Here is an 8,474-nt window from a genome sequence, read left to right as displayed (position 1 = left end):
AGCAAACCCGCGATCAATCGCGGCGAACTGGCCGGACGCCCGGTACGGGAAGGAAAGAACACTGCCCAGCGGGCTTCGAAGACTGACCAATCAATCAACTCGGCCAATTTGACCAACGGATGTTTGAGGTTGATCAGTTCTGCCAGGGGCTGCTGGAACAAATCGCCAGTCGAGGGATGTTTGCCTTTAGGACCCATCGAAAACTCACAAAAATTTGCAAAGAATCAAGGAGTTATTATCTCATTTCCGGCAAATTCGCGCCCGTCAAATCGAAAAATTAATCAATTAAAACATCGTCTTGGGCGTTATTCAGGACGGACTAGCGACTCGCTGTGGGAATTCAGGGAAAAAGCTGTGGCTTGATTGTCGATAACTCAAGTTTTTTGACTGGGTAAAAAAGTTGTTCAGTTTTATCCACAGCCCGATACATGAGTTTCTGATATCCGTTTAGAGTATCCAAGTTACTGAATTAGAATTGATTGTTCACCTTATCCACAGAATTGTTCTTGAGATTATCTTTATAGTATTTATATAAATACGAATCTTATTAAAAGCCAGAGGGGTCTTCTCATGTCGCTCCTCCAATCAGTCTCCCGAACTGCCGTTGAGCACCAAGGCATCGCAGGATGCTTGATAATTTCCCGGGAAGTTCTGTTAAACAGAACGCGGTGTAATACACAGTTGACAAAACCAATCGAATCAATGTCTAATCTACGGTTCGATTAGCAACGATTTCAAGGGTTTTGACATGAAACGCACTTATCAACCGTCAGTAGTTCGCCGTAAGCGCACTCACGGCTTTCTGGTCCGTATGGCTTCCCGTGGCGGTCGTGCAGTGATCCGCGCACGTCGTGCCAAAGGCCGGCATCGCCTCGCCGTTTGAGCGATCTCCTGCTTAACGGGCAACGCCGGACTCGATCCGAAGCGTTCCCCAGAAGCTACAGACTGACTAAAACGGATGATTTTTCATCCGTTTTTAGTTTCAGGAAGGCAATTAGAGGCAGCAGTTTCCTGCTACATTACCGCCCTCGAGGCGATGAACAGGTAGCTGATGCCCGCTTGGGAATCGTCGTTGCCAAGCGCTTCCTGCGTCGTTCGGTGGATCGAAACCTGGTTCGCCGCTTGATTCGGGAAGTATTCCGCAAGCAACATGCTGATTCGCCCGCGCGGGATTTGATCGTTCGACTGGCTTGCAAGCCACCTCTGCCGCTGGATCGGCGCGCCTTGACCGACGAAATCCTAAGCTTGCTGGAGCGATTGCGCACTCTTGGACGTAGGCCATGAAACTGCTTTTGGTTCTGATCCGGTGTTATCAATACGCAATCAGCCCCCTGCTGGGCCAGAACTGTCGCTTTTACCCGAGTTGTTCTGATTACGCTGCGCAAGCGATAAAAAAATACGGTGCCATCAAAGGCGCTCATCTTGGATTGAAACGAATCCTTCGTTGCCACCCCTGGAATCCCGGTGGTGTGGATCCAGTTCCCTAATACCTCTTCTACCTGGGCCGTAAATGGATAATCGACGCCTGATACTGCTATGCATTTTCTCGTTCTCGCTGGTAATGCTCTGGGATGCATGGCAGAAACACAACCATCCCCAAGCCAGTGCACCGGCCGCAACCGCTTCCGTCTCGGCTGGCTCCTCGGCTGTTCCCACGCCGTCGGCGAGTTCGACACCTGCCACTCCGGCTGAAGCGGTTTCGACCGCAGTTCCGGTTACGGGCGCAGCTGGGCAAAGCAGCCAAGTGGTCGAGATCAAAACGGATCTCTTCGTCGCGGAGGTGTCCTCGCTCGGCGGTGATATCGTTGGCCTCGAACTGAACAACTACAAGGCAACCGAGGACAAGGCGAAGGCTTTCCGCTTATTCGATGAAAAGCACCTCTATGCAGCGCAAAGCGGTTTGATTGGCGAAAGCCTGCCGAATCACAAGACGCTGTTCACCGTCGTTCCCGGAAAACGTGAACTGGGCGCCGGCGAAGATTTGCTTGAATTGCGGCTGGAAGCGCCTGGATCGGACGGAGTCAGCGTCACCAAGGTTTACACGTTCAAACGCGGCAGCTATCTCGTCGATGTAGCTTACGAAATCAACAACCGTGGGCAGAAACAGCTTGCTGCGCATGCCTACTACCAGTTGCAGCGCGATATTCAGGCTCCAGCAGGCGAGAGCCGGATGGTGAGTACCTATACCGGGCCGGCTGTTTACACCGAGCAGAGCAAGTTCCAGAAGATCAAGTTCGACGAAATCCTCGACGGAAAAGCAAAATTCGAGCAGAAAGCTGACAATGGCTGGATGTCGATGATCCAGCACTACTTCGTTTCCGCCTGGATTCCACAGGAGAAGTTGGCTCGCGAGTACTACGTTCGGAAGCTTGACAACACCGTGAATCCGGTTGTTACGGCAGGCATGATTGTTCCGGTGCCGGAGGTGGCGCCGGGAGAGAAAGCCGTGGTTCGGACCTCGCTTTATGCCGGACCGCAGATCCAATCGATGCTCGAACAACTCGCCAAGCCGGTTGCCGAAGGCGGTATCGGAGCGCAAGGCCTGCCGCTGGTCGTCGACTATGGCTGGCTGACGATTGTCGCTGCGCCAATTTTCTGGTTGCTCGAGTTCATTCACAAGATCGTCGGCAACTGGGGTTGGGCAATCATTCTTCTGACGGTTCTGATCAAGGCTGTTTTCTTCCCGCTTTCGGCGGCCAGTTACAAGTCGATGGCCAAGATGCGGACCATTACGCCGCGCCTGCAGGCGCTCAAGGAGCGTTGCGGCGACGACCGGCAGAAGCTGAATATCGAGATGATGAATCTCTACAAGACGGAGAAGATCAATCCGTTGGGCGGCTGCTTGCCGATTGCGATCCAGATTCCGGTATTCATCGCGCTTTACTGGGCGCTGCTGGGCGCGGTTGAGATGCGTGACGCGCCTTGGATGTTCTGGATCAAGGATCTCTCGTCGCAAGATCCGTATTACATCCTGCCGGTCATCATGATGGTAACCATGCTGATCCAGACCAGGCTCAATCCGACACCGCCCGATCCGATCCAGGCCAAGGTGACCATGATCATGCCGTTTGCGTTCGGCTTCATGTTCTTCTGGTTCCCGGCAGGTCTGGTCCTTTACTGGGTGGTCAACAATACGCTGTCCATTGCCCAGCAATGGCAGATCACCCGGATGATCGAGCGTGGTGGAAAAGCCGCCAACGATCCAAAGGCCTGACACCATTGCCGCGATCGCCACGGCCCCTGGCCGTGGCGGTATCGGTGTGGTGCGCATCTCCGGCCGGGATCTGGAGTGCCTGGCGGAGGCGCTGTGTGGAAAGTGTCCGTCACCTCGCGTAGCTAGCGTTGCCACCTTCAGGGCAGCTGACGGTTGTGCCATCGACAGCGGGTTGGTGCTGCACTTTCCCGCCCCACATTCCTTTACCGGCGAGGATGTCCTCGAATTGCAGGGCCACGGCGGCCCGGTCGTGCTGCAGATGTTACTGGCGCGGTGCCTCGATCTCGGCGCCCGGCTCGCCGAACCCGGCGAATTCACCCGACGGGCGTTCCTCAACGGCAAGCTCGATCTGGCGCAGGCCGAGGCGGTCATTGACCTGATCGATGCCTCGACGGTCGCTGCGGCCCGCAGCGCCGTTCGTTCCCTGCAGGGACGATTCTCGAAAGAAATCCGGACCGTACTCGACCAACTCGTCGAACTGCGGGCACTGGTCGAGGCAACGCTCGATTTTCCAGACGAGGAGATCGATTTCCTGGAGGCGGCTGATGCCTTCGGGCGACTGGAGCGCCTGAGCCTGCAGTTGGACGAGATAACCGACCGGGCCCGGCAGGGCCGTTTGTTGCAGGGAGGGCTGCATGTCGTCCTCGCCGGGCAGCCGAACGTCGGAAAATCGAGTTTGCTCAACTGTCTGGCCGGTGACGAACTGGCCATCGTGACCCCGGTAGCCGGCACGACGCGCGACGTCGTGCGCAGTACGCTGAACGTGGAGGGAATTCCTCTGCACGTGATCGATACGGCGGGTTTGCGCGAAACCGATGATGAAGTCGAACGGATCGGAATCGAGCGGACCTGGCGGGAAATCGAAAAGGCGGATGTCGCGGTGCTGATCGTCGATGCGCGCCAGGGAGTTCAGGATGCCGACCGGGTGATATTGAAGAAATTTCCCGAAGGGCTTACGCAAATTACCGTTAATAACAAGATTGACCTGGCGGAAGCGCAGCCGCAACTGCACGCCGATTGTGAAGGCATTGCCATCTCGCTGTCGGCAAAAAGCGGTGTCGGCATCGATCTTTTGAAGCAGGAGTTGTTGCGGGTCGCCGGCTGGCATCCGGCCGAAGATGTTTTCATTGCTCGCGAGCGCCATCTTCGTGCGCTGGCTGAAACAGGTACTCACCTTGCGGCCGCACGGACCTGCCTCCCGCAACTCGAGTTGTTCGCCGAAGAGCTGCGCATGGCCCAACAGTCGTTAGGCACCATTACCGGAGAGTATTCTGCCGACGACCTTTTGGGCGACATCTTCGGGCGGTTTTGCATCGGCAAGTAAGCAGAAGGCCAGGCCCGGTAAGCATCTTTGCTTCGATAGCGGCCTAGGCAGGCGTTACACTTCCGTGTTTCGCCGATTGAAAGGTTGTTAAGTGAGTATCGAGCTATCGCAGCTGGTCATTCTTGCCATTGCCGCCCTGTTCGCCGGCTTTATCGACTCGGTGGTGGGCGGGGGCGGACTGATCCAGATCCCGGCCATTTTTTCGGTTCTCCCGAAGGAGGTTCCGGCAACGTTGTTCGGCACCAACAAGATCGCCAGCGTCGTTGGTACGGCCAATGCGGCCTGGCGCTACGCGGCGCGGGTGAAAATGCCCTGGCGGACGACCTTGCCGGCGGCGATTGCGGCGTTTGCTTGTTCGTATCTCGGGGCGATGGCCGTCGCCTGGTTGCCGCGCGATCTGCTACGCCCGATGATTTTGGTAATGCTCCTCGGTGCCGCTGGCTACACCTTCTGGCGCAAGGATTTCGGGGCGATCCACCGCCCGCAGCATGCCGGCGTGACAGAGCTGGTTTATGCGTTGCTGCTGGGTGGCGTGATCGGCTTCTACGACGGCTTTTTCGGCCCGGGCACCGGGAGCTTCCTGATCTTCCTGTTCATCCGCTTCTTCGGCTTTGATTTCCTGCATGCGTCGGCGGCGTCGAAGGTGGTCAACGTGGCGACCAATCTCGCAGCGATCGGCTACTTTGTCCCGAACGGTTTTTTCCTCCCCGTGGCGGCCATCGTGATGGCCGTGGCGAACGTTCTCGGCTCATTCATCGGCACGCATCTGGCGCTTCGCCATGGCAGTGGTTTCGTGCGCCGGGTATTCCTGATCGTGGTCGGCTCGTTAATCGTGAAGTTTGCGTGGGATACGTTCTGACGGAGCTGCCTATTTGACCAGCTGCCGCTGCGCCAGATAGGTGTGGATGATCTCCAGCCGGGAGACGGGATCATCGAGTTCGAGCAGCTTTTGTTTGGCCAGTGCCTTGACCGGGAGAATCTCGGCGAGCCGGTAACCGACCCATGTCGCATCGTTGAATTCATGCGGCGCAGGCATTTTTTCCGTGCCGAGATCGCTCACGATTCTTTCCAGTAACGGCACGAGGCCTCGTTGTGCGTCGGGAACCGCCAGTTCACCGGGTTCGCCGATCAATTCCACCGTTCCGCGCAGCAGGCCGTCGGGCTGGGCGGCACTGTCAATGATCCTGAAGCGCTGGCCGCCGCGTACCTTGAGCAACAGGATACCCAGTTGCTGCATGTCGGCGTCGATGACGTGCGCCAGGGTGCCGACCGGATGGGGCGTCGCCGTAGCGCCGACCTCCTTGCCATTGGCGATCAGGCAGATGCCGAACGGTGTCTTCCGCCGCAGGCAATCGGCGGCCATGTCCAGATAGCGTTGCTCGAAAACTTTCAGCGAAAGGATTCCGCCCGGAAAGAGCACGCTGCCGAGCGGAAACAGCGGAATGGTCTGTCGAGGAGTCTCCGCCGGCACGTTGCCGCCGAATTTTTTGCGTAGGCGGCCGAGCCAGTTCACTGTGTCGCTCCCGGCTCCCCCCAACGGGCCATCAGTGTGTGGCTGACACCGATCTGGTCAAGGAGACGGGCGACGACGAAATCGACCAGATCACCAATTTGGCGCGGATGGTGATAGAAGCCGGGGCTGGGCGGCAGGATGACGGCGCCGGCGCGCGCCAGGCGCAGCATGTTTTCCAGGTGGATCACCGAGAAGGGTGTTTCACGTGGAACCAGGATCAGTTTGCGCCCTTCCTTCAGAACCACATCGGCGGCACGTTCGATCAGGTTGCTGGCGAGCCCCTGGGCAATCGCGGCGAGCGTGCCCATCGTGCAGGGGCAGACGATCATTGCCTCGGGCGGGTTGGACCCGCTGGCGACCGGAGCGAACCATTCTTCGCGGCCGTATACCTCCAGCGTTCCCGGCAATCCGGAAAAACGATTGCGGAAATAAACTTCGGCATCGGCAGCGCGGGCCGGTAGCTCAACGTCCATCTCCTGTCGGGCGACGATTTGCGCGACTTGCGAGTAGAGCAACTGGACGCGAGAGCCGGCGTCGAGCAGGCATTCGAGAAGACGGAGGCCATAGGGCATGCCGGAGGCGCCGGTGAAAGCGAGACAGATGGTCTTAGCCATGAGGATTCGTGGGAGCGATGATGGTAGGGTCGGCGAGCAGCCGGGCGGCGATCAGGCCGTTGATGATACCGAAGACGAGGGCGGCGACGGCGAAAACAGGTACCAGCAGAAAAAGCCCGTTGTGCGGGATGAGCCAGAGCCGGGCGAGCAGCAGTTGCCCGCCGATGTGCGCGAAAGCGGCAAGGATGCTCCAGCTGACCGGCCCGAACCAGCGCTGCGGCAGGCGGACGGCGCCACCCAGCACGAGCAGGCTGGCCACGGCGCCGGTGAGGCTCATGAAGAATCCTGGCGACAGCAGATGGCCGAGCAGAATCCCCCCGGCCATCACACGCAGCCCGCACACCCATGCGGCGGTACCCCAGCCAAAACGGGCAAGCACGATCAGCGTGACGATGTTCGACAATCCGGGCTTGACCCCGGGCAGCGGCAGCGGAATTGCCGCATCGATCAATGCCAGCCCGATCGCCGCCGCCGCCAGGCGGGCAATGCGGTGATCTTCGGGCGTGGTGGTCAGCCTAATAACTGAGCGAGTCATACGCTTCCTTGCGGCCGGTAATCTGTACGCTGACCTGGTTGGGGGCACAAATGGCGATTTCCCCGGCACGTTCCAGCCAGCCCTGCCGGACGCAGTACTGGTGAATGCCCGGGTCGGAAACGACGCGGACGCGTCCCTTGACCACGGCAATGGTGGTGGTGCCTAGCGGCCCGGACACCTCGATCTGACGGTCACGCGACAGGTCGAGTTCCGCGAAAACCTCGCCGTTACGGCGGACGATGGCTTTCTCGGCCGTTCCGCTTTGCCAGGCCAGGGCGAAAGAAAGCGCACAGAGCGTCGCGCCGACGAAGGCGATCAGCCAGTCGCCGCCACGGACCAGCGAAAGCCAGGACATCAGGGCTTTCCGGTCGGTTCCGGCGACAGTTCGCGGTGCCGGACCAGCACCCGCGCGTGCTCACGGAAGTGCTTGCCCAGCCATTCGGCGAAATAGACCGACCGATGTTGGCCGCCGGTACAGCCGATGCCGACGGTCAGGTAGCTGCGGTTGTCGCGGACGTAGCAGGGCAGCCAAGTGCCGACGAAGCGGGCGATGTCCTCGCGCATCTGCACGACCTCGGGTTCTGCTTCGAGATAGTCGATCACCGGCCGGTCACGCCCGCTCAACGCACGCAGCGACATCTCGTAGTAGGGGTTGGGCAGGCAGCGTACGTCGAAAACCAGTTCGGCGTCGAGCGGGACGCCGTGCTTGAAGCCGAAGGACTGGAACAACAGCGTCAGTCCCCGGGCGCTGTCTCGGACGATGAATTGTCTGATCCAGTCGCGCAGGGCGTTCGGCTTAAGATCGCTGGTATCGATGTGATGGCCGAGCTCGGCAAGCCGTTCGAGCCGCCGCCGCTCTTCGGCAATCGACTCGGTGAGGGTGCGCTGCTCGTCGGCCAGCGGGTGGCGCCGCCGCGTCTCGAAATAGCGTTTGAGCAGCGTGTCGGTCTTGGCATCAAGGAAGAGGAATTCGAGTTCGAACTGCCGCGCGCGAAGCTCCGCAAGCTGTTGCGGCAACATGGCGATGCTGTCGCCACCGCGGATGTCGATCGCCACCGCGATCTTGTCGTAGCCTCGCTGCCCGAGATGGTCGACCAGCGTCTGCAACATTTGTGAAGGCAGGTTGTCGACGCAATAGTAGGACGCGTCCTCGAGGATGTTGAGGGCGATCGATTTTCCCGACCCGGACAGGCCGCTGATGATGACGATGCGCATGCCCGCGAGCATAGCGGAAGGTTGCGAACACCGGCAAGCCGGGCTGGCATACACTACAA

At 59.0% G+C, this 8,474-nt stretch carries 12 protein-coding genes; 6 read left to right on the top strand and 6 right to left on the bottom strand.

What is annotated here, in order from left to right; genetic code table 11:
- On the bottom strand, positions 1-197 hold a 197-nt coding region (locus tag BO74_RS16395), incomplete at its 3' end, for a transposase (RefSeq protein WP_496443679.1).
- A 551-nt stretch (positions 198-748) separates the two neighbouring features.
- Here BO74_RS16395 and rpmH point away from each other — a divergent pair.
- The 6 genes from rpmH to BO74_RS16365 all read left to right on the top strand — a co-directional run bounded on the left by rpmH (position 749) and on the right by BO74_RS16365 (position 5,397).
- The gene (gene rpmH / locus BO74_RS16390) at positions 749-883 is read left to right on the top strand and encodes a 50S ribosomal protein L34 (protein WP_305074187.1); all 135 of its coding nucleotides are present in this window, start codon (positions 749-751) and stop codon (positions 881-883) included.
- Positions 880-1,284, top strand: a complete 405-nt coding sequence (gene rnpA / locus BO74_RS16385; RefSeq protein ID WP_496443677.1) for a ribonuclease P protein component — start codon at positions 880-882, stop codon at positions 1,282-1,284. The genes rpmH and rnpA overlap by 4 nt, the downstream gene beginning before the upstream one ends.
- On the top strand, positions 1,281-1,487 hold the full coding sequence (gene yidD, locus BO74_RS16380) for a membrane protein insertion efficiency factor YidD (protein ID WP_496443675.1): 207 nt from the start codon (positions 1,281-1,283) through the stop codon (positions 1,485-1,487). Before rnpA ends, yidD begins: the two co-directional genes overlap by 4 nt.
- A gap of 23 nt (positions 1,488-1,510) precedes the next feature.
- Positions 1,511-3,214: a membrane protein insertase YidC gene (yidC, locus tag BO74_RS16375; protein WP_496443673.1), complete on the top strand. Its 1,704-nt coding sequence runs from the start codon at positions 1,511-1,513 to the stop codon at positions 3,212-3,214.
- A complete protein-coding gene (mnmE, locus tag BO74_RS16370) occupies positions 3,183-4,538 on the top strand; it encodes a tRNA uridine-5-carboxymethylaminomethyl(34) synthesis GTPase MnmE (RefSeq protein WP_496443671.1) in 1,356 nt (451 codons plus the stop codon). Before yidC ends, mnmE begins: the two co-directional genes overlap by 32 nt.
- 97 nt (positions 4,539-4,635) lie before the next feature.
- Positions 4,636-5,397 carry a sulfite exporter TauE/SafE family protein gene (locus BO74_RS16365; protein ID WP_496443688.1) on the top strand — a complete coding sequence of 254 codons (762 nt, stop codon included), beginning with the start codon at positions 4,636-4,638 and terminating at the stop codon, positions 5,395-5,397.
- 9 nt (positions 5,398-5,406) lie between these two features.
- Here the strand turns inward: BO74_RS16365 and BO74_RS16360 are convergent, their stop codons facing one another.
- The 5 genes from BO74_RS16360 to rapZ are packed head-to-tail and all read right to left on the bottom strand — an operon-like array spanning position 5,407 to position 8,415.
- Positions 5,407-6,051 (bottom strand): LON peptidase substrate-binding domain-containing protein, encoded by a 645-nt coding sequence (locus BO74_RS16360; protein WP_496443669.1) that lies wholly within the window; start codon positions 6,049-6,051, stop codon positions 5,407-5,409.
- Positions 6,048-6,665, bottom strand: coding sequence for a flavin prenyltransferase UbiX (locus tag BO74_RS16355; RefSeq protein ID WP_496443667.1), 618 nt, complete (start codon positions 6,663-6,665; stop codon positions 6,048-6,050). The genes BO74_RS16360 and BO74_RS16355 overlap by 4 nt, the downstream gene beginning before the upstream one ends.
- Entirely contained in the window at positions 6,658-7,200 is a 543-nt protein-coding gene (locus BO74_RS16350; protein ID WP_496443665.1) for a Gx transporter family protein, read from the bottom strand. Before BO74_RS16350 ends, BO74_RS16355 begins: the two co-directional genes overlap by 8 nt.
- Positions 7,181-7,555 carry a NusG domain II-containing protein gene (locus BO74_RS16345; protein WP_496443663.1) on the bottom strand — a complete coding sequence of 125 codons (375 nt, stop codon included), beginning with the start codon at positions 7,553-7,555 and terminating at the stop codon, positions 7,181-7,183. The genes BO74_RS16350 and BO74_RS16345 overlap by 20 nt, the downstream gene beginning before the upstream one ends.
- The gene (rapZ, locus tag BO74_RS16340; protein WP_496443686.1) at positions 7,555-8,415 is read right to left on the bottom strand and encodes an RNase adapter RapZ; all 861 of its coding nucleotides are present in this window, start codon (positions 8,413-8,415) and stop codon (positions 7,555-7,557) included. The genes BO74_RS16345 and rapZ overlap by 1 nt, the downstream gene beginning before the upstream one ends.
- Positions 8,416-8,474 lie beyond the last annotated feature (59 nt).

The sequence above is a fragment of the Propionivibrio pelophilus DSM 12018 genome (genome assembly GCF_059569095.1).
Note: the sequence above shows the minus strand (reverse complement) of the source record. Positions and strands in the feature narration are given on the sequence as shown.